The organism is Methylothermaceae bacteria B42, from assembly GCA_001566965.1.
Classification (GTDB): domain Bacteria; phylum Pseudomonadota; class Gammaproteobacteria; order Methylococcales; family Methylothermaceae; genus Methylohalobius.
In genome coordinates this window covers 17,107-37,795 of record LSNW01000008.1, presented here as the reverse complement: position 1 = coordinate 37,795, position 20,689 = coordinate 17,107, and the positions used below count along the sequence as shown (strand labels likewise).

The window sequence follows — 20,689 nt, the reverse complement described above, 5'->3', positions numbered from 1 at the left end:
TGGAAGATTCTTCAATAAAAAAACGCCACCTAAGTGGTGGCGTTCTCTCCAAAATTATATTCATCCGTGAATAAGAACCAAACTTATTCCAGATTGGCGTGCCGGGAACGCATTTCTTCTTCAGGAATGCCCTTTTCATAAATGATATGGGCGATGGTTCCTTCTAGAAGGATGAGCGTGGATAGCTCAAACATAGTTCCCATCGGCATGCCAGGCTCTTTTTTGCTGAAGATTTCAGGATTACCCATTTGAAAGATATGATCGGCGACATCACCGACATTGGAATCTTTCTGGGCGGTAATCAGCGCTACTTTGGCGCCCTCCTTCTTGGCCCGCTGGGCAGCGGCCACCATGGAGGGTGTATTGCCTGAGCCTGAAATCACAATCAGCAAATCATCCTTGCCGATAGAAGGAGTAACAATCTCTCCCAGCAAAAAGGCCTTATAGCCAGCATGCATCAGGCGCATGACAAAGAAGCTACCAACCAACCGGGAACGGCCCGCTCCCCCGACAAAAATCTGGGGGGAACTGTCCATCAGTTCGGTCAGCTGAGCTTCTGCGCTGGGATCGGTTGCTTCCAGGATCTCCCCAATTTTATTGAGGATGGGTTTCCATTGGGTAGTCATAGTTAGAAACGATCCAAAATTAGATTAATTAATTTAAGCTGCATCAACCAATTCACGGATCTTGCGAGCAGCTGCTGCAGGATCATCGGAACCAGTGATTGCGCCACCAACAACAATGATGTCAGCGCCAGCTTGAACAACTTGTTGGACAGTTTCAGGCTTGATGCCGCCAGCAACTGAAACCTGAACATTCAGGCCCAAGCCAACAATCTCGTTCAAGTCAGCAAAAGGTGTCGCGCCCTGCAATTGTTGGTCGATACCCGTGTGGATGCCGATGATATGGGCGCCAAGTTCAGCGGCTTCGCGAGCACGCTCAGCTTTGTTAGGAACGTTGATCAGGTCAACCTGAGCTTGTTTGCCGTGGTTGTTGGCAGCGGTGACCACGCCTTTGATGGTGGACAAGTCAGAAACACCCAGAACGGTGCAAATATCACCGCCAGCATCATAGAAAGGCGTGGCTTCGTATTCGCCAGCGTCCATGGTTTTCAAGTCGACGAACAATTTTTTGTCCGGGAAAAGGGCGCGCATAGCCTTGACGAGAGGAACGCCATTGTGCTTGATGCAAGGAGTCCCGATTTCCAGGATATCGACATACGGGGCAGCCAAGCTGGCCAGCCTTAGAGTGGTTCCGAAATCCAAAGAATCCAGCGCCAATTGAATTAATGGTTTTGCCATGTTGTGTGCTCCCATTGAATTGATTTAAGGTTATATTTTTCTCTGCGCACGGATGCGCTCGGTAAACTCTATTACAGTTGGCCTTGGAATGTCAATTGCCAAGCATCGGCCAAGTAATGGTCATACTGCCCTTTTGATGCTTCTAATATACTGATTTAAGAGTAAATATATTTCTGAATTTTAATCATTAACCGGAAATGAATATGACAAAATCACCATTAGCCATTGCATGGCTAGGTACTGGATTAATGGGCGCCCCAATGGCGGTCCGGCTATTAGAACATCAATATCAAGTTCGAGTTTGGAATCGAACCTTGGCAAAAGCCCAACCTCTGGAGAGGAAGGGCGCAAGATTGTCTTCTGGCCCCAAGGAAGCATTGGCCGATGCCAATATCCTGGTGACTATGTTAAGCGATTTCCCGGCCACCAAGGCAGTTTTATCGGAGCTTGATTTTACGGGTAAAACACTCATTCAGATGGCGACCATCGCGCCTGAAGAAAGCCGGAGTTTGGCCCAAATGATTCGAGAGAAAGGAGGCGACTATCTGGAAGCGCCACTACTTGGCAGTATTCCGGAAGCAAAATCAGGGAACTTAATCATTATGATTGCCGGCAAACGGGAAGTTTTTAATAAAATGCGTCCGGTTTTGGAGATTCTTGGTAGCGAACTTCATTATGTGGGAGAGATAGGTCAGGCTGCCGCACTCAAATTGGCTTTGAATCAATTGATTGCTTCGTTAACGGTTGCTTTCGCGACAAGCCTCGCTTTTGTTGAGACTCATGACATTGCGGCGGATGATTTTATGAAGGTACTTCGTAAAAGTGCGCTTTACGCGCCGACTTTCGACAAAAAGCTGCCTCGCATGCAGTCCCATGATTATACCAACCCAAATTTTCCTACTGAGCATTTGCTTAAAGACATTCGTTTATTTCTCCAGTCCGCCAACGAGCTTGATAGCACAGCGTTGGAAGCAGTGGCGAAGCTTTATCAAAAATCAGCCACAGATCATCAGTTTGAAGATTATTCCCGCGTTTTTGAAGCAGTCAATTTAAAAGACGGGAAGTGAGAAATTAGTACTACAGTGTTGAATGATGCTATCCACGTAATCCGTGCCCAATTGGAGGTGGATGATACAGCACTATCCTTCTTGCGACCGCTGCTAGCGGATGAAGAGCTAGAAAAAGCCTCTAGGCTGATTCAGCCAGTACACCAAAAGCGCTATATTGCTTCCATGGGGATATTACGCAGTGTGCTGGCAACCTATGTGGGACAGCATCCAAAAGATTTACAGTTTGTCCGTGGACAATGGGGAAAACCACGATTAGCCGGCCGCGCCGAGAATGAAGGATTGGTTTTCAATGTTTCCCATAGCCAAGAGCAAATGGTCATTGCGATTGGCTACGACCGGCCGTTGGGGGTTGACGTTGAATCTATCCGGCCGATAAAAACCCTGGCTGGAATGGCAAAGCGCTGCTTCTCTCAGCATGAATTTGAAGCATGGACGAATTTGCCCGCACCAGAAAGGAAAACAGCATTTTTCCGCTTTTGGACTTTAAAAGAAGCATTTGTCAAAGCCGATGGCAGGGGCTTAGGGCTGGGGGTTCAGCAATGCGTTTTTAGTTTGCGGGAAGGCGTACCCAAAATTGTTTCTGTGCCGTCCTCGTGTGGCAAGCCAGCAGATTGGTCGGTTTGTGAATTAATCATTGATGACGGCTTCAAAGGCGCTTTGTGTACCCGGGGGGAATTTCAATTAATCTATCGGGATTTTCCGGTTGATTTAACCCGGATATTTCACCAGCATCCCGGATGATGGCGCAGGACAGGTGCGTCTGGGCGCCGGGCTGGACTGAAAGGCATAGCCGTGGCTATGGCTTGAAGGAAGCCCAAGCCCAGGCGTGCCTGGACAAGCCAGGGCCGGGATAGGATTCGGGCTGAGTCCAAATTGGATTTGGTAGAAATCATCAAAACTAAGAAGTTTATGTTAAATAATCAGTTGCTTACAAAAAAGGCCGAATCCGGCTGGTGGAATATCCGGGTTAATGTTACTGGCGTAGACATCTGCCACTAAGAGCGTCGTAGATGGGCGTGGGGCGCGCGAGTTTTCCCACCCGGCCATGGATAATGAACAATTCGTTTGCATGCCTGAAATAACGCCTGACGTGAATTGAAGTGCGCGCCGGCCTTCGGCCCGCCGGATTGGCGCTGGTAGAGACAAGCGCGCCATCAAATGCATTGCACAGGGCGGAAGCGATTGGGTGAGCAGTCACCCTGGCGGCAATGGTTTGGTGTTCGCCCCGAAGCCAAAGGGGAACGGATGGCGAAACCGGCAGCACCCAGGTAACCGGGCCAGGCCAACTAGCGAGTATGCGTTCGAGCACAGGTTGTGGCGGCAGAATAATGAATGGCAACAGTTGTTCAAAGGTTGAAGCAATCAAAATCAATCCCTTGGTGACCGGGCGTTGCTTTAATTCCAGCAGAGAATAGACAGCATCGGGATTCCAGGGATCACAACCCAACCCATAAATGGCTTCAGTAGGATAGGCGGCGATGCCACCATGCCGGAGATGGCTTGCGGCCCGGCGGAGTTTCCCAGGGGTGAGTGACACGGTTTTTAAACGAGCAACGAATCAGGAAGCTTGCGCTGCAGCAGGGGTGATTGTGGTCGGATCTTCTCCCTCATAGGGTGTTGCGTAATTACAGCTTTTCTGGGGGCAGACCTTTTCCGTCCCCCGCCGTTTGGTGGTTTTGATGGTCAGAATGGGCCAGTTGCAAACCGGGCAGGGTTCGGCGACCGGCGGATTCCAGATGGCATATTTGCACTTGGGATAAGTTGAGCAGGAGTAGAAAATCTTGCCATTTCTGGATTTGCGCTTGAGTATCGTCCCCTTTTTGCATTGGGGGCACTCGACGCCGGTATCTTCCGGCTTTTCCAGGGATTCGATATGCTTGCACTTGGGATAATTGCTGCAACCGATAAATTTGCCATAGCGGCCGGTTTTGATTTGCAGGTCGCCGCCGCAATCGGGGCATTTCCGGTCCAGGGACTCAGGTTCTTGGGTTTCGTTGGTGCTGCCATCCAGGTTACGGGTGTATTTGCACTCCGGGAAGTTGCCGCAGCCGATGAAACGGCCGTTTCGTCCCAAACGAATTGCCAATTGCCCGCCGCATTCCGGGCACTTTTCGTCAATGGGCTGTTGGGTAACATCCTTCCGTTGCACGCTGGATTCTTTGTCCACCACTAAATTTTTGAAAGGATTCCAAAATTCCTTCAGCAGTCCTACCCATTTTTTTTCGCCGCGGGCAACCGCATCCAGCTGGTCTTCCAGATCCGCCGTGAAGTTATAGTCCACGTAGCGGGTGAAGTGCTCGGTTAGGAATTTGTTGACAATCCTTCCTACATCGGTGGGTTTGAAGCGCTTGTTTTCCAGCACCACGTAATCGCGCTGTTGCAGGGTGGAGATAATGCTGGCATAAGTGGAAGGACGGCCGATGCCGTGCTGCTCCAGTGCTTTTACCAAGCTGGCTTCCGTGTAACGGGGAGGCGGCTCGGTAAAGTGTTGGGCTGTGATGATATCTTCCAGGGCGACTTGTTGGCCTTCCTTGAGAGGTGGCAGGATTTTATCCTTGTCATCTTGCTCACCACCATCGTCTTTGCCTTCCTGGTAGACGCTCATGAACCCAGGGTGGGCGATGGTCGATCCGGTGGCCCGGAAAATATTTTCTTCGTTGCCGCAGGCAAGGTCGATGGCGACGGTATTGAGCGTCGCGTGGATCATCTGGCAGGCGACGGTGCGTTTCCAGATCAACTCATAGAGTTTGAATTGTTCCGGGGTCAAAAACGGCTTGACTTGTTCCGGCAGCCGCTTGACCGAAGTGGGGCGAATCGCTTCGTGGGCTTCCTGGGCATTTTTGGATTTTGACTTGAAGACCCGGGGCTTGGCGGGCAGGAAATCCTTGCCGTAGCGTTCGGCGATCAGGTCAAAAATCTCCATGACTGCCTCTTGCGCCAACTGGGTGGAGTCGGTACGCATATAGGTGATCAAACCAACGGTTTCACCGCCAATATCAATGCCTTCATAGAGTTGTTGGGCCACCGACATGGTGCGGCGGGTGGTGAAGCCCAGTTTGCGCGAGGCTTCCTGTTGCAAGGTGGAAGTAATGAAAGGAGGTGCCGGGTTGCGTTTGCGCTGCCTTTTCTCGACCTTGATCACCTTGAGGCGACCTTGGGCCAGGTCCAGCAGAGTCTGGCGGATGGCGGTGGCTTTTTCCTCGTCGGTGACGGTGAATTGTTTGATTTTTTCGCCCTGAAATTGCACCAGTTTGGCGCCGAAGCCTTGATCTTCCGCCTTGCAAGCAGCGTCAATGGTCCAGTATTCCCGGGGCTCGAAATTTTCGATTTCGATTTCCCGCTCGACAATCATGCGCAGGGCAGGGCTTTGAACCCGGCCCGCGGAAAGGCCGCGGCGGATTTTCTTCCACAATAGGGGAGACAGGTTGAAACCAACCAGGTAATCCAATGCCCGGCGCGCTTGCTGGGCGTTGACCAGTTCCATGGAAATATCACCGGCCTTTTCCAGTGCTTCCTGGATGGCGCGCTTGGTAATTTCGTGGAAGACAATCCGGCGGGCGGGTTTGTCTTTCAGAAGTTTGTTTTCCTTGAGGATTTCCAGGATATGCCAGGAAATTGCCTCACCTTCCCGGTCCGGGTCAGTGGCCAGGTACAAGGCATCGGCTTTTTTTGCCTCCTGTTTGATGGCCTGTACGTGCTTGCGGTTTTTGTCAATCAACTCATATTTCATGGCGAAATCATGGTCGGGATCGACCGCGCCTTCCTTTGGAACCAGATCGCGCACGTGTCCATAGGAGGCCAAGACTTTAAAGCCCGGCCCCAGGTATTTGGCAATGGTTTTCGCCTTGGCGGGCGATTCGACAATGACTAAATTCTGTGACATGAAATAAAAAACAAAAAATTAATGTAAGGCAACCGGTGAGTTGTCGTATACCAGGTCTTCCATGCGGGAAAATGCTGCTTCCTGGTCTGGCTGGCTAAAAAGCACCATAAGGACAATCCATTTCAGATTATCCAGGGTCAGTTCCTCGGCGCTCAACGCCATTGCTCGGTCAATGACCAGCTCTCTATTAGACGAGGTGAGGATACCGCTTTGTTCCAGGAATATGAGTAAACCGCGGCATTCTTTGTCTAATTTGGCGATTTCCTCGGGGGCGTAGACCCGGAAGGTGGGAATCGTGGTTTGGATTGCCTGGCCTTGGGTCAAGGATTCCAGCCAGCTAAAGGCTTTGTCAATATCCTGGTCGGGGAACCCGGCGGCCAACAGTTCCATCCTGATTGAATCAGGATCCGGCATCAGGTCGGGATCTTCGTCCATATAGTTTTCGAATAAATAAAGCAATACTTCAAATACGTTTTCTTTCATAACGCCTCGCTTCCAGGCCCTGGGATCGTTTAACGAATTCGTTGATAGCAACCTCCGGCAGTGGCGGCCACGTATCCCTGCAGTTCCAATACTAAAATCATTGATGCCACATTTTCTGCCCGCATGCCAGTGATTTCTACCAAACGGTCCACCGAGGTCGGTGCGTAATCAATTTTATTTAATAAGTCCCGATAATCTTCAGTGAGTTCAATAGCGGTTTGTGTTGTCTCCAATAAGTATTTGTCTGATGCTGTTGGAGAGATCAGGTTCAATTCTTGTAAGACATCTTCTACTGTTTCTACTAGTATGGCCCCCTCCCGTATTAAACCATTACATCCCCGCGCCAGCGGATTGTGGATACTACCAGGAATAGCCAGGACGGCACGGTTTTGCTCCAACGCATATTTCGCTGTAATCAAGGAGCCACTCTTGATTGCCGCCTCCACCACCAATGTTCCTAAAGATAAACCGGAGATTATCCGGTTGCGCCTTGGGAAGTTCTGGGCTTTAACCGGTGTTCCCGGCGGGAATTCTGACACGATTGCGCCCTGAGTGACAATCTTCTCGGCAATTTTTTTATGCCGGGCGGGGTAAATCCGGTCAGGACCAGTGGCTGCAACCCCGATGGTAATCCCGTCTGCGGCGAGTGTCCCTTCATGGGCGGCACCGTCAATCCCTGTGGCGAGACCACTGGTAATGGTTAAACCGAGTTGAGAGAGCGCATGGGCAAACTCATGGGCAAGCTGCTTTCCGCCAGGTGTCGGGTTACGGCTGCCGACAATGGCCAGTTGAGGCCGGGGCAACGATTCAACTTTGCCGTGGACGAACAGTAACGGGGGCGGCGAGGAAATTTGCTTGAGGAGCGGTGGGTAGTCAGGGTCATCCAGGGTCAGGATATGGTGGTCGGAGTGACTTTGATGCCAGTGGAGGGCGCTTTCCACCTTGTCCCAGCGGGGATCGCCTAGAGCGCTAATGGTGGTTTCTTTTAATCCCAAGGCGCGCAGCATATTAGGTTTTTCGTGCAGAATCGCTTCCGGGGACGGGAAGTGGTGCTGCAATTTTTGCAGTACCCGGGGGCCAATACCGGGAGTTTGAACCAGCGCCAGCCAGTATTTGAGGTTATCGGTGTCTTGGGCCCTGTTCAAAGCGATTCCCTGAGTGAGTGACCACGATTCTGAAACCGAAAGGCATTACTATGCCCCTTCCTTGGGGCGTATTGATTTGGGGGTTAAAGCTCTGGATTTTTGACAATATCGTTGATATGGATTGCACGCGTGGCTTTCATCACAATGCCGTAGCTGACTTTTTCAAAGGGGCGGAAAATAAGCAGCAGGCCGGCTTTTTCATCCGGGAGTTTTACCATTTCGGCAGCTCTTTTGTCCACGCTATCCCGGATTTTTTCGCCTTTGCGGAGGATGGCCAAAACATGGCCTTTTTCAAGTCCGTCCTGGCTGCCACGATCGATGACGACTATATTGTATTGGCCAATTTGCGAGACACCGTCCAAAACGTTAATGATACGTCCCTTAATCTTTGTGCTTGGCGGGCGGGGCTGGTAGTTGAGGGCCAATTGTTCTTCCTGGATGGGCAAAAGCTTGTCACCCACCAGAATCTCCCGGTTGCTGCGGGTTACCTTCAAGGTGGCAGGATCCCCACCTTTTTCCAGTTGCGTGTCGGCGACATAGATGGCTTCATAGCCGAGAATGTCTTTGGTTTTATGTTCCCGTAGTGCTTTACCTCGGCGGAAGACGGTAAATCCCTGGGTGTTTTCGCTGTCTTCAATTCCTCGCACATAGATAGTATCGCCAGTGCCCCCAACGATCCGGTTGTCTTGCAAGCTGACAATGTAGGGAGCGTTTTTGATTTCTTCCTTGGTAACCACCCGGGGTGAAGTAAGGAACTGGCGGATAGCCTCATAGGGAATGGTCGGAATGGCTTGTTCAATGGGGGTTTCGCGGATTTGTGGTTGCAGTTTCTCAGTACCGCCCCGGAGATTTTCCGCCCCGCCCCGTTGCAAAGTTAACTGGGGTTGGCCTTCCACCCATTTCAGAACAATCACATCCCCGGGATAAATCCAGTGCGGGTCTTTGATGTGCGGGTTGGCGTGCCATATTTCGGGCCATTGCCAGGGGTTTCTGAGGAAACGGGCTGCGATATCCCAGAGCGTGTCCCCCTTAACGACGGTATATCGTTGCGGAGGATTATCCGCGAGGGGAATTTCTTCCGCCCAAAGGGGCCTGCTAAGCATTAAGATGACAAAAAGAATCGAGTGGATACGGCGCATGTCTTTTATTCCTCCCAAGAGATTGTCCGCCTCGGCTGCCTATGGGTTTTAGGCAAAACTTTCAATGGTTTTGCCAGTCTTACAAACAAATCTTGCCTATGAGTTTTACACAGCCAGGAAATCTCAAGCCGGCAAATTCTTAATAGGCATGAAACCATTAAAACCAGTAAAGCTTAGGCTTCTGTCGTTCAAAGTCTAGTGCAATTCAGCTAAAATGCCAGTTCCAGTTCGATGTCAGGAGAAGACGATGGCCTTGTTGGAGATTCTCGAATTTCCCGATGAAAGATTACGCAAAAAGGCGTTGCCGGTTGCGAAAGTAGATCGCGCCATCCAGCAATTGGTGGATGATATGTTCGAAACTATGTATGAAGCGCCTGGCGTAGGGTTGGCGGCAACCCAGGTTAACGTCCCAAAGCGCATCATAGTGATTGATGTGTCAGAGGACAAGGACCGGCCCCTGTGTCTTATTAATCCTGAAATCTTGGAAAAAGAAGGAAAGGAGGAGAGCGAAGAAGGGTGCCTGTCGGTGCCGGGCATCTTTGAAAAAGTCCAGCGGGCGGAAAAAGTAAAAATCAAAGCCCTCGACCAGCAAGGTGAGCCTTTGGAAATGGAAGCCGGCGGTTTATTGGCGGTTTGTATTCAACACGAAATCGACCACCTGGATGGCAAGTTGTTTGTGGATTATTTATCACCCCTCAAACGTCAGCGGATCAAGAAAAAATTACTGAAAAGCCAACGTCTAAGTAAAGACAAAGGTCCAGCCAAGGCTGTGATTTAAGTATGCGGATTATTTTTGCCGGGACGCCGGAATTTGCCGTCCCCAGCCTGGAAGCTTTGCTGGCTTCCGGGCATCAAGTGATTGCCGTTTATACCCAACCGGACCGGCCTGCAGGGCGGGGACAAAAATTGCATCCCAGCCCGGTAAAAAAACTGGCGCTGGCGCATCACTTGCCTGTCATACAGCCTAAGACTTTGCGCAACGAAGAGGCCATTGAACAGTTTATTCGATTTTCTCCAGATTTACTGGTAGTGGCCGCTTATGGTTTGATTCTCCCTTCTGAAATCCTCGATGCGCCTACTTTAGGCGCCATTAATGTCCATGCTTCGCTACTGCCGAGATGGCGCGGAGCGGCGCCAATTCAGCGGGCGATCCTGGCGGGCGACATGGAAACCGGGATCACCATTATGCAAGTGGTTCCGGAGTTGGATGCTGGCCCGATGTTGATAAAAAAATCCATTCCCATTACCTCTGAGGATACGGCTGGAGATTTACATGAAAAACTTGCCGAACTGGGCGCGCAGGCGGTCAGGGAAGTGCTCCCCTTGCTGGAAACCGAATCAATTACCCCCCGCCCCCAGGACGAGTCGCAAGTGACTTATGCGGACAAGATTCGAAAGGAAGAGGCGCATCTGGATTGGTCTTTGCCCGCGCAGCAACTAGCAAGATGTGTTAGAGCCTTTAATCCTTGGCCGGTGGCATTTACCTATTGGCAAGACAAGCGGTTGAGAATCTGGTGTGCCGAAGTCTTGGATCAGGAGTCCCCGGCAGAACCCGGTACCGTCATTCGGGCCAAAAAACAGTTGCAGGTGGCAACAGGGGAAGGCGTCTTGCGTTTGTTGGAGGTCCAGCTGCCCGGCGGCAAGCGGATATCGGCGGAGGCTTTTCTCAGTGCCCATGATTGCAGCGGCGCGCGATTTAAATAAATCAATTCCTGAGGTGGCATTTGTTCCTTATCCTTCGAGGCGAGGGCATCAAGGTTGTTAGCTGGACTTAGATCGATTGATTGGTTTAGTTGTGAATTTGCAGGCAATGATGGAATGCTGCCATTTGTTGACCTGTCAACTGTTTTTGATGCTTCGAAACCTTTTCGAATAGCTGGTTGCTGCATTTTACAAAACGCTCATGATCAAACGGTTTAGTGGTTTCTATCATTTTGTTTTGGTGGTTTTTGGAAATCCAGTAACCATTACCCAGTGAAAATACAAAAAATATTAGATAGAGTACCAACCACCGGAATTGACCACGCACCAGCAGAAGTAAGGCTAAAGGCAGAGGGAAAATAAAGAATAGGATGGCTGCTGGATCTATGATGGAAAGCAAGGAAATAAGTAGGCCTGAAATGAAAAGCACCGCACCCGCGGCTGTTGTGATCCCTTGAATGGTATTATGCGGCATGCGTTTTTATTTCCTAAACGCCCATAAAGATTTGGCAGCGTAATATTGATGTGCTGGGGCGAGGTTCATAAGCAAATTTTTTATAAAAAACCTTATAACTCTAACGAAGCCGTAGCCGTTAAACCAGCCAAGGATTATTGATGGCACAAACTCGCTGCGCCACCGCCCAGATTTTGACCCGTGTAATTGTGGAAGGGCAGTCCTTGACTCACGCTTTGTCCATCTTGGAAACATTGCCCGCCGAGCAAAGGCCATTTGTTCAGGCGGCCTGTTACGGGGTAGTGAGATGGTATCACCGCCTGGATTTCATTCTATCCCGGCTACTCCATAAACCCATCAAGGATAAAGAAATAAAAATGTTGGCTTTGCTAGGCCTGTATCAGCTTAGGAGTATGGGGGTAAAGCCCCATGCGGCCGTGTCGGAAACCGTTTCAGCCGTTGGCCGCAAGCAATGGGCTAGAGCACTCTTGAATGCGGTGCTGAGAAATTATTTGCGACGCCGTGAAGTGCTGGAAGCAGAAGCGGACGCAGATCCGGTTGCATCGGTGAGCCATCCGCAGTGGTTGCGGCATAAAATCAGCGAATCCTGGCCGGAAGATGATGTTGCTGTTCTTAAGGCAAATAATCAGCAAGCGCCGATGACCCTTCGAGTGAACTTGGCGGTCACGAGCCGGGATAATTACCAGGAAAAATTGAAACAACATGGCTTGATTTCTACCCCGGTTGCGGATGTGGATTCAGCTCTGATACTGGAAAAGCCGGTACCGGTCCAGCGATTGCCAGGCTTCTCCTTGGGTTGGGTGTCGGTTCAAGACGCTGCCGCGCAGTTGGCCGGGCCTTTGATGCAACTGGCGCCGCAGCAGCGTGTTCTGGATGTTTGTGCGGCGCCAGGTGGAAAAACCATGCATCTATTGGAAATTTGCCCCGATGTGAAAACGATGGTGGCTCTTGATATTGATGGGGCGCGTTTGCAGCGAGTACAAGAGCACTTCGACCGCTGGGAAAAACCTTTGCCAGTTGTTCTGAAAGCGGCCGATGCCCGCCAAATAAATGATTGGTGGGATGGGAATCAATTTGACAGAATTTTATTGGATGCGCCTTGTTCCGGGACAGGTGTTATCCGGCGGCATCCGGATATCAAACTGTTACGGCGGGAAAGCGATATTGCCGCTTTGGTTCAGCTGCAGCGGGAAATTCTCGAAGCCGTCTGGCCATTGCTGGCGCCGGAAGGCGTGTTGCTGTATGCCACGTGCTCAATTTTTAAAGAAGAAAATGAAAGGCAAGTAGCTAAATTTCTGGCAAATCATCCAGATGCACAAATTGCAACGATTCATGCAAGCTGGGGACGGCAAGCAGGTCCTGGCAGGCAAATTCTTCCCGGGGAAAATAATATGGACGGATTTTTTTATGCGCGATTAAAGAAATGTTCTTCCGCCGGGTAATCGTGATTGTTCTTTTTACTTGGTTGTCTTCAGCCATCCCGGCTGACTTCGGCTTTAAAGTGCTGCAAGCCCGCTTAACCCAGCAAAGCGATGCATTGGCCTTGAGCGCCAGCATCGATTACCGGTTCAGCCCCGTCGCTGTGGAAGCTCTCCGCCACGGCATACCGTTGACAGTGGCGGTCACGGCTCGCATTCTACAACCCCGGCACTGGTTTTGGGATGAGGTGTTATGGCAAAAGCGCTTGCATTTCAGGCTGCAATATTATCCCCTGGCGCAATCTTATCAAGTGGTGGATGAAGGCCATCGTATTCAGCGTAGTTTCGGCACCTTGGAAGCTGCTTTGGATGCATTGGGGGTTTTGCAGGAAGTGCCGCTCAAAGCGCCCCGAAGGAAATTGACCCCAAAAGATGAAGTGTATGCCAGCTTAGGCGTTAAGCTGGCTATCGAGAAACTGCCTTGGGCGCTTAGGCCCTTGGCCTATTTATCGCCTCAATGGCGTCTGGAATCCTCAGAATATCAATGGCCGCTTTTCGACTGAAACCACCTCTGAGCCTGTCGGTGCTCATTTTGTTCGCCATCATCCTGGTGCCTTTGCACCTGATGAGTTCAGCGACCCAAGCCGTTTCCAAGCTTGGAGAGATGTATTCCTGGCTGCTCTTGACCAATATTTTGGGCAGTATTTTGCTCTTGGGGTTGGTTGGGGCCAATATTTTTTGGCTGATCAAGCAATTTCGAAAACGAGCGGCCGGTTCCCGATTGGCGCTTAGGATGGTATTGCTGTTCGTGTTTCTTGCCATGGCGCCGGCTTCCATCGTGTTTTATTACTCTCTGCAATTCCTCCACCGCAGTATCGACAGTTGGTTTGACGTACAAATCGACCGGGCCATGGAAAGTTCTCTGGAACTGGGCAAGGCGGCTTTAGATCAAAGAACGCGTATTCTTTTCCAGAAAACCCGTGACATGGCCGAGACCCTGGAGGGCATTCCCGAAGGCGTATTGGCCATCGAACTCCACCGTCTGCGCGAGCGCGGCGGCGCTTCTGAATTGACCCTGTTAAGCAAGCAAGGCCGGATTATTGCCACCAGCAATGCCAGTACTGAGTTAATCATTCCCAGTTTGCCACCTTCTAGTTTGCTGGCTCAGGCAAAGAAGGGAAATGGTTATGTCGGCTTGGATCCCGCGCCAGGACCTTATGTCGATGAGAAATCCAAACCTACGCTGCAGGTCAGGGTCATTGTGCCAGTCAAGCACGAAAATCCATTTTTTTTACAGGCTTTGTACCCCTTGCCTCCCCGAATAAACCAATTGGCTCAGACAGTGGAAGGGGCTTACGCCCATTATCAGAAAATGGTTTATCTGCGCCAATCACTGAAGTTCAGTTTTTCTTTGACCCTGTCTTTAATTTTATTGGTCAGTATGTTGGCAGCCATGTGGGCGGCGTTTTTAAGTATCCGGCGGATTGTGGCACCGGTGAAAATGCTGGTTCAGGGTACGCGGGCAGTGGCCCAGGGGAATTTGGACAAGCGCTTGCCAATCCTGCAAAGAGACGATATGGGCTTTTTGGTAAGTTCATTTAATACTATGACAGCCTACCTGGCCCGGGCCCGGGATGAGGCGGAACGTTCCCGGCGTCAAGTTGAGGATCAGCGGACCTACCTGGAAACGGTTTTGGGACACTTATCTTCTGGCGTATTGACTTTAAATGAAATGCTCCGCCTTAAAACCGCCAATCAAGCAGCGGAAGAAATCCTGAAAGTCGATTTTGACCAGGTCAAAGGGAAGCCACTTCGAGCTTTGGCCGAGGAAAATCCTGAATTGGTTGATCTGGTAAATCTGATTAAGGAAAAGTTATCGGAATATGAAAACGAGTGGCAGGAAGAAGTGGTGCTGTCCGGCCCCAATGGCGTGAAGGTGTTGCTGTGCCGCGGCAGTCCGCTGCTTGGTGCCGATGGCCGCCGCAGTGGCGCGGTTCTGGTGGTGGATGACATTACCGCCTTGGTGCAAGCGCAAAAAAATGCCGCCTGGAGCGAAATGGCGCGGCGTTTGGCCCACGAGATAAAAAACCCGCTGACGCCTATTCAGCTGGCTGCTGAACGCCTGCAGCATAAGTTGGAAAGTGAGGTCGATGGCCAAAGCGGCGTGGTGCTGGAACGTTCCACCCGTACCATCGTCCAACAAGTTGAAGCGCTAAAGGCCATGGTAAACGCTTTTTCCGAATACGCCAGGCCGCCTAAACTGCAGCCGCAGCCCCTTGATTTGGCTATACTAATTGATGAAGTGCTGGCATTGTATCCACCCCAGTCCGGGATTCGCTTCCAAATGGACCTGTCTCCCGACTTGCCGGAACTCATCGCCGATCCCTTGCGATTGCGTCAGGTGTTGCATAATCTCATTAAAAATGCACTGGAGGCCGGAAATCCGCCCCTTACCATGCGAATCGCCGGCAGGCCGGTAGAGGAAAAGGATTTTTACGGGGTGGAACTGGTGCTAGAAGACAACGGCCCCGGGGTGGAGGCGGAGCAGATAGATCATATTTTCGATCCTTATGTCACCACAAAATCCAAAGGAACGGGATTGGGATTGGCGATAGTCAAGAAAATTGTCGAAGAACATGGAGGGTCGATTCGGTTGGATCGCAGCTATAAGGGCGGTGCGAGATTTGTGATCCGTTTACCGGCGGCTAAAGCGAGTCAGGAGCAAACTGATGCTGAAAATCAAAGGAGACAATGGGTGTGAATGAGGCAACGATCCTAGTGGTCGATGATGAACCGGATATTTGCCAACTGGTACGGGAAATTCTCGAAGACGAAGGTTTCCAGGTGGAAACTGCGGAAAATGCCGAGCAGGCCCGCCAGTTCTGGCAACAACGGACTCCGGATTTAGTGCTGTTGGACATCTGGATGCCGGACGTGGACGGGGTAAGCCTGTTGAAAGAATGGGTGGAAGGCGGAACAACGCCTTGTCCCGTGATTATGATGTCAGGGCACGGCACTGTCGAGACAGCGGTGGAAGCCACCCGCTTGGGCGCTTACGATTACCTGGAAAAGCCTCTGTCCATGGCCAAGCTGATTTCTACCGTGGAACGGGCACTGGAATCCAGCCGTTTTCAGAAAGCGCCGCCCCATAGCGAACCCATGCCTTTGATTGAACCCATCGGGAAGAGCGCTGCCATGGAAAGGTTGCGCGATCAGGTGCGCCGTCTTGCCCCTCATGATACCCGGGTATTGTTTGTGGGCGAGCCCGGCACCGGCAAGGAAACCTTTGCCCGTTATCTTCATAAAAATAGCTCCCGCCGGGACCGGCCTTTTATTTCCGTGGGTGTGGGCACGATTGCGCCGGAATATTCGGCGGTGGAATTCTTTGGCAAGGATGAAGGCGGCAAGGTTCACTGCGGTTTGTTGGAACAAGCCCATGGCGGTACGTTGTTTCTCGAGGAAGTGGGGGATATGGATGAAGAAACCCAGCTGCGTCTGGTCAGTGCGTTGGAGTCGCAATCTTTTCTCAGGGTTGGGGGGAGCGAACAGGTCAATGTGGATGTGCGGGTGCTGGCTTCCACCAGAAGGGCGTTGGAAGAGGAGGTCAGTGCCGGACACTTCCGCAAGGATCTTTATTACCTCTTAAACGAAGTGACCCTTGTGGTGCCGCCCCTGCGTCAACATAGCGAAGATGTGCCGGAACTATTGAATTATTATGTGGACCACTTTGTCACCCAGGAGAAACTGACTTTTCGGCGTTTCCCGGTGGCGGTTCAGAATTTCTTGCGTAACTACGCCTGGCCGGGTAATATCCGCGAGCTTAAAAACCTGGTGCATCGATTGCTTATTCTGGGAAGTGGCGAAGAGGTGGAATTGGATGAAGTCAAAACCGCCTTGGGAGAAATCGTCACTCGGGATACCGCGGAAGCGCCGGAATTTTATGATTTGCCACTGAAAGAAGCCCGTGAGCGTTTCGAAAAAGCCTATTTGGAGTATCATTTGGATAAGCATGGCGGAAGCGTTGCCAGATTATCCCAGGCAATTGGTATGGAACGCACCCATTTATACCGCAAGCTTCATTCATTAGGCATCAAATTTAAGGAAAAACGATAATTAAATTCCATGAAAATACTTGTCTTGGGCGCTGGTAGAGTTGGCACCAGCGTCGTAAGCAACCTATCCCAAGAGGCTTACGATGTTGTTGTTATTGACACCAAACCCGAAATACTAAGAGACCTGCAAGACCGGTTTGATATTGCCACAGTGGCCGGCAATGCCGCCCACCCCCAGGTTTTGGAAAAGGCAGGGGCGGCCAGTGCGGATTTGATTATAGCTGTGACCAGCGACGATGAAACCAATATGCTGGCTTGCCAGATTGCCTACACCTTGTTCAAGGTACCGAAAAAGATCGCTCGTATTCGGGCCATCGAATATACCCGCTATCCTCAATTGTTTGGTTCCTGCAAAGTGGCGGTGGATGTAGTAATCAGCCCCGAGCAGATTATCAGTGATTTTATCAGCGGGTTGTTGAGCTATCCTGGCGCTTCTCAGGTCCTGGATTTTGCCAGTGGCCGGGTGCGTTTGGTTTCGGTGGAGGCCATGGAAGGGGGGCCGCTGGTGAAACATCGGATTCGTGAGTTGCATCAGCATATGCCCAAGGTTCATGCTCGTATCACGGCCATATTTCGGGGCGGCAAGCCAATCATCCCCACCGGGGATTTGATTATTGAGCCTGGCGATGAAGTTTACTTCATGGCGCCCAAGGATGAAATCAGAGCGGTCATGACCGAACTTAGGGGTAAGGACAAGAATTACAAGCGTTTGATGTTTGCTGGCGGCGGCCATATTGGAAAACGCGTGGCCAAGGCGCTGGAGCATCGCTATCAAGTAAAGGTGATCGAAAAAAATCCTGTTCGCGCCCGTAAAATTGCGAATGATCTTGAAAATACCGTGGTTCTGGTGGGGGACGCATCCGACCGGGAACTGCTGCTCAATGAGAATATTGAAAATATGGACGTTTTCTGCGCTATCACCGACGACGATGAAGCCAATATTCTGTCTTCCATGCTGGCGAAAAAAATGGGCGCGGGGCGGGTAATCAGCTTGATTAACAAACCGGCCTATGTGGATTTGGTGGAGAGCAATCTGGTGGATCTAGTGATCTCTCCCCAGCAGGCCACCATTGGCAGTTTGCTTCGCCATGTGCGCCGGGGTGACGTGGTACAGGTCCATTCATTGCGCCGGGGTGCCGCGGAGGCCATTGAAGCCGTGGTTCACGGCTGCCCTGGACGTTCCAGAGTCGCGGGGCGCCGGATTGAGCAATTAAATCTGCCGGCTGGCGTGGTGCCGGGCGTATTGGTGCGGGGAAACGAAGTGATTCAAGTACATCATGATACCCAGCTTCATGAAGAAGATCATCTCATCATGTTTCTGCTGGAAAAGAACTTGATATCCGCCGTGGAAAAGCTTTTTCAATTCGTTCCCGCTGAGGCTGCATGAGTTGACTGTCGTGGTTCAGGTGCGGGTGGTTCTTAGAATCATCGGTGCCTTGGCGATGTTTTTTAGCCTCACAATGATACCACCTTTGGCGGTTTCATTATTCTATGCGGACGGGGCCGCCCGTCCTTTTTTACTCGGATTTGTCATTATTCTTTTTGCCGGCGTTTTTCTCTGGTGGCCTTTTCGCCATGCCCGCAAGGAGCTTCGGGTACGTGATGGTTTTTTGGTGGTGGTGCTGCTTTGGCTGGTGTTGGGACTGACGGGCGCTGTCCCGTTCGCGCTTTCCGAAAAGCCGCACATGTCATTCACCAATGCCGTGTTTGAATCCTTGTCCGGTTTGACTACTACCGGCGCTACGGTAATTTCCGGACTGGATCAACTGCCGCCTTCCATCTTGTATTACCGTCAGCAGCTCCAATGGCTCGGGGGCATGGGTATCGTGGTTCTGGCGGTAGCCGTGTTGCCCTTGTTGCACGTCGGGGGAATGCAGTTATACCGTGCCGAAACCCCGGGCCCCATGAAGGATAACAAACTGACGCCGCGCATTGCCGAAACCGCCAAGGCGCTGTGGGCTGTGTATTTGGGATTGACGATTCTTTGTGCTCTCGGTTATTGGGGGGCGGGGATGACGCCTTTCGATGCCATTGGCCACGCTTATTCCACCATTGCGATTGGCGGTTTTTCCACTCATGATGCCAGTATTGGCTACTTTCAAAGCCCTTTGATTGAGGCATTGGCCATCCTTTTTATGATGTTTGCCGGGATTAATTTTGCCTTGCATTTCGATGTGCTTCGCAATTTGGGGACGAAGATCTATTTGGAAGACAGCGAGGTCAAGGTTTATTTCTCATTGCTACTGGTGACAACAGTGCTGGTATGCGGTTATCTGATTTGGCAAACCAACGAGTCCCTGGCTGAGAATATTCGCGCGGGGGCTTTTCAAAGTGTGTCTTTCATGACGACTTCGGGATTTACCAGCACCGATTACAGCCGGTGGCCGGTATTTGTGCAAGTGCTATTGCTTTTCAGCGCTTTCATTGGGGGTTGTGCGGGATCAACGGCTGGTGGACTCAAGGTGATCCGGGTGATATTGCTGTACAAGCAAGGAGTGCGGGAAATTTTGCGCCTGATTCATCCCCAGGCGGAGATTCCGGTTAAAGTCAGTCGGGTGCCGGTTCCAACCCGGGTGGTGGAGGCGGTTTGGGGGTTTTTTGCGCTTTATGTGGTTTCCTTTGCTATTATCATGCTATTGATGATGGCAGTCGGACTGGATCAGATTACCGCGTTTTCAGCCGTGGCTGCTTGTTTGAATAATCTGGGTCCGGGTCTTGGAAACGTGACTGCTGGTTTTATGACCATGCCGGATTCGGTGAAATGGCTGGCCTGTTTCGCCATGCTACTGGGCCGGTTGGAGATTTTTACTTTATTGGTATTACTGGCGCCCGCCTATTGGCGGAGCTGAATCAAACATTGTTTTTTTAGTGACAGCCTCCATATCAGAAAAATGGGACCGTATTTATTCCGCCCGCACTGAATTCCCACTGCCATCCCAAGTCCTAATAGATAATGCGCATTTGTTGCCGTCCGTAGGTTTGGTGCTGGATCTTGCGTGTGGATTGGGTGGCAACGCGCTTTACTTGGCTAAAAAGGGGTTAGAGGTCAAGGCGTGGGATATTTCCCCAGTGGCAGTTAAAAAATTGCGGAAGAAAAGCCAGGAACAAGGGTTCCTAAATTTAGATGCGCAAGTCGTAGATGTTGAAAATTTTGATTGGCCGAAGGCAAAGTTTGATGTCATTATTGTGAGCCGATTTTTGCAGCGCTTTCTGTGCCCGTTGATTTTCGAAGCGATAAAACCCGGCGGATTATTGTTTTATCAGACATTTACCCAGGAAAAGGTATCCGAGATTGGGCCGAGCAATCCCGAATATTTGCTAGGAAAAAATGAGTTATTGCGCCTTTTTCCCGATGTGATCCTCAGGGTGTACCGGGAAGAAGGACGCTTGGGTGACCTTTCTCAAGGATTCAGAAACGAAGCCTACCTGGTAGGCCAAAAGCCATTGTAAGGAGTGACAAGAATGAGTGAAACGACTGTACAAAATATGAAGCCGCCACAAGTTTGGGAGTTTCTGCAAAGCCATCCCGATGGCGTCATTATTGACGTGCGTACTACTTGCGAGCATTTGTTTGTCGGCCGTCCCATCGGCGCCATTTTGGTGCCCTGGAAGGATGGCCTGCCCATGCAGCCTAATCTGCATTTTGTCGATCAAGTCAAAGAGCATGTGCCAGATCTGAGTACGCCGGTGTTTCTTTTGTGCCGAAGCGGTCACCGCTCTCTGGAGGCGGGCAAGGTTTTGGCCGAGATAGGGTATCAGACGGTGGTTAATATCGAAGAGGGTTTTGAAGGCCCGCTGGACGAAAATAAACACCGAGGCACCTTGGGTGGCTGGCGGTTCCATGGGTTGCCATGGGAGCAAAATTAACCCCGTTAAAGCACTAGCCGACACGAAGAAATGTACTGACCTACCCATTAATTACTTGCCCACACCGGAAGAAGGCTCCATGGGTGGTCTGGGGA

General features: G+C 51.0%; 20 protein-coding genes. 12 read left to right on the top strand and 8 right to left on the bottom strand.

Going from position 1 to position 20,689, the window contains the following annotated elements:
- Window positions 1-83 precede the first annotated feature (83 nt).
- On the bottom strand, window positions 84-626 hold the full coding sequence (locus AXA67_05315) for a 3-hexulose-6-phosphate isomerase (GenBank protein ID KXJ41540.1): 543 nt from the start codon (window positions 624-626) through the stop codon (window positions 84-86).
- A 33-nt stretch (window positions 627-659) separates the two neighbouring features.
- Window positions 660-1,301, bottom strand: a complete 642-nt coding sequence (locus AXA67_05310) for a 3-hexulose-6-phosphate synthase (GenBank protein KXJ41539.1) — start codon at window positions 1,299-1,301, stop codon at window positions 660-662.
- 203 nt (window positions 1,302-1,504) lie between these two features.
- On the opposite strand from AXA67_05310, the gene AXA67_05305 reads away from it, so the two are divergent.
- Window positions 1,505-2,368 carry a hydroxyacid dehydrogenase gene (locus AXA67_05305; GenBank protein ID KXJ41538.1) on the top strand — a complete coding sequence of 288 codons (864 nt, stop codon included), beginning with the start codon at window positions 1,505-1,507 and terminating at the stop codon, window positions 2,366-2,368.
- Window positions 2,369-2,383: 15 nt separating this feature from the next.
- A complete protein-coding gene (locus tag AXA67_05300; GenBank protein ID KXJ41537.1) occupies window positions 2,384-3,112 on the top strand; it encodes a hypothetical protein in 729 nt (242 codons plus the stop codon).
- Between the two features lie 232 nt (window positions 3,113-3,344).
- On the opposite strand, the gene AXA67_05295 is transcribed toward AXA67_05300, so the two are convergent.
- The 5 genes from AXA67_05295 to AXA67_05275 form a co-directional block, all read right to left on the bottom strand.
- Window positions 3,345-3,908 carry a tRNA threonylcarbamoyladenosine biosynthesis protein RimN gene (locus AXA67_05295; GenBank protein ID KXJ41536.1) on the bottom strand — a complete coding sequence of 188 codons (564 nt, stop codon included), beginning with the start codon at window positions 3,906-3,908 and terminating at the stop codon, window positions 3,345-3,347.
- 21 nt (window positions 3,909-3,929) lie between these two features.
- Entirely contained in the window at window positions 3,930-6,254 is a 2,325-nt protein-coding gene (locus AXA67_05290; protein ID KXJ41535.1) for a DNA topoisomerase I, read from the bottom strand.
- 18 nt (window positions 6,255-6,272) lie between these two features.
- Entirely contained in the window at window positions 6,273-6,737 is a 465-nt protein-coding gene (locus AXA67_05285) for a hypothetical protein (protein ID KXJ41534.1), read from the bottom strand.
- Window positions 6,738-6,766: 29 nt separating this feature from the next.
- A complete protein-coding gene (locus AXA67_05280) occupies window positions 6,767-7,882 on the bottom strand; it encodes a DNA processing protein DprA (GenBank protein KXJ41533.1) in 1,116 nt (371 codons plus the stop codon).
- 83 nt (window positions 7,883-7,965) lie between these two features.
- Entirely contained in the window at window positions 7,966-9,021 is a 1,056-nt protein-coding gene (locus AXA67_05275) for a peptidoglycan-binding protein (protein ID KXJ41532.1), read from the bottom strand.
- 247 nt (window positions 9,022-9,268) lie between these two features.
- Between AXA67_05275 and AXA67_05270 the strand changes: the two genes are divergently transcribed.
- Together AXA67_05270 and AXA67_05265 are read left to right on the top strand one after the other, a co-directional pair.
- Window positions 9,269-9,799 (top strand): peptide deformylase, encoded by a 531-nt coding sequence (locus AXA67_05270; GenBank protein KXJ41531.1) that lies wholly within the window; start codon window positions 9,269-9,271, stop codon window positions 9,797-9,799.
- A gap of 2 nt (window positions 9,800-9,801) precedes the next feature.
- Window positions 9,802-10,725 (top strand): methionyl-tRNA formyltransferase, encoded by a 924-nt coding sequence (locus AXA67_05265; GenBank protein KXJ41530.1) that lies wholly within the window; start codon window positions 9,802-9,804, stop codon window positions 10,723-10,725.
- Between the two features lie 85 nt (window positions 10,726-10,810).
- Here AXA67_05265 and AXA67_05260 read toward each other — a convergent pair whose 3' ends face one another.
- Window positions 10,811-11,197, bottom strand: coding sequence for a hypothetical protein (locus tag AXA67_05260; GenBank protein KXJ41529.1), 387 nt, complete (start codon window positions 11,195-11,197; stop codon window positions 10,811-10,813).
- A gap of 137 nt (window positions 11,198-11,334) precedes the next feature.
- On the opposite strand from AXA67_05260, the gene AXA67_05255 reads away from it, so the two are divergent.
- The 8 genes from AXA67_05255 to AXA67_05220 are packed head-to-tail and all read left to right on the top strand — an operon-like array spanning window position 11,335 to window position 20,594.
- Complete coding sequence (locus AXA67_05255) at window positions 11,335-12,639, top strand: 16S rRNA methyltransferase (GenBank protein KXJ41528.1); 1,305 nt, start codon at window positions 11,335-11,337, stop codon at window positions 12,637-12,639.
- Entirely contained in the window at window positions 12,621-13,178 is a 558-nt protein-coding gene (locus AXA67_05250) for a hypothetical protein (GenBank protein KXJ41527.1), read from the top strand. Before AXA67_05255 ends, AXA67_05250 begins: the two co-directional genes overlap by 19 nt.
- The gene (locus AXA67_05245) at window positions 13,160-15,376 is read left to right on the top strand and encodes a PAS domain-containing sensor histidine kinase (protein ID KXJ41526.1); all 2,217 of its coding nucleotides are present in this window, start codon (window positions 13,160-13,162) and stop codon (window positions 15,374-15,376) included. Before AXA67_05250 ends, AXA67_05245 begins: the two co-directional genes overlap by 19 nt.
- On the top strand, window positions 15,373-16,728 hold the full coding sequence (locus AXA67_05240) for a transcriptional regulator (protein ID KXJ41557.1): 1,356 nt from the start codon (window positions 15,373-15,375) through the stop codon (window positions 16,726-16,728). Before AXA67_05245 ends, AXA67_05240 begins: the two co-directional genes overlap by 4 nt.
- A gap of 9 nt (window positions 16,729-16,737) precedes the next feature.
- Entirely contained in the window at window positions 16,738-18,114 is a 1,377-nt protein-coding gene (trkA, locus tag AXA67_05235; GenBank protein KXJ41525.1) for a potassium transporter peripheral membrane component, read from the top strand.
- 55 nt (window positions 18,115-18,169) lie between these two features.
- Window positions 18,170-19,576: a potassium transporter gene (locus AXA67_05230; protein ID KXJ41556.1), complete on the top strand. Its 1,407-nt coding sequence runs from the start codon at window positions 18,170-18,172 to the stop codon at window positions 19,574-19,576.
- A gap of 19 nt (window positions 19,577-19,595) precedes the next feature.
- Window positions 19,596-20,177 (top strand): hypothetical protein, encoded by a 582-nt coding sequence (locus tag AXA67_05225; GenBank protein ID KXJ41524.1) that lies wholly within the window; start codon window positions 19,596-19,598, stop codon window positions 20,175-20,177.
- A gap of 12 nt (window positions 20,178-20,189) precedes the next feature.
- Entirely contained in the window at window positions 20,190-20,594 is a 405-nt protein-coding gene (locus AXA67_05220) for a sulfurtransferase (GenBank protein ID KXJ41523.1), read from the top strand.
- Window positions 20,595-20,689: the final 95 nt, after the last annotated feature.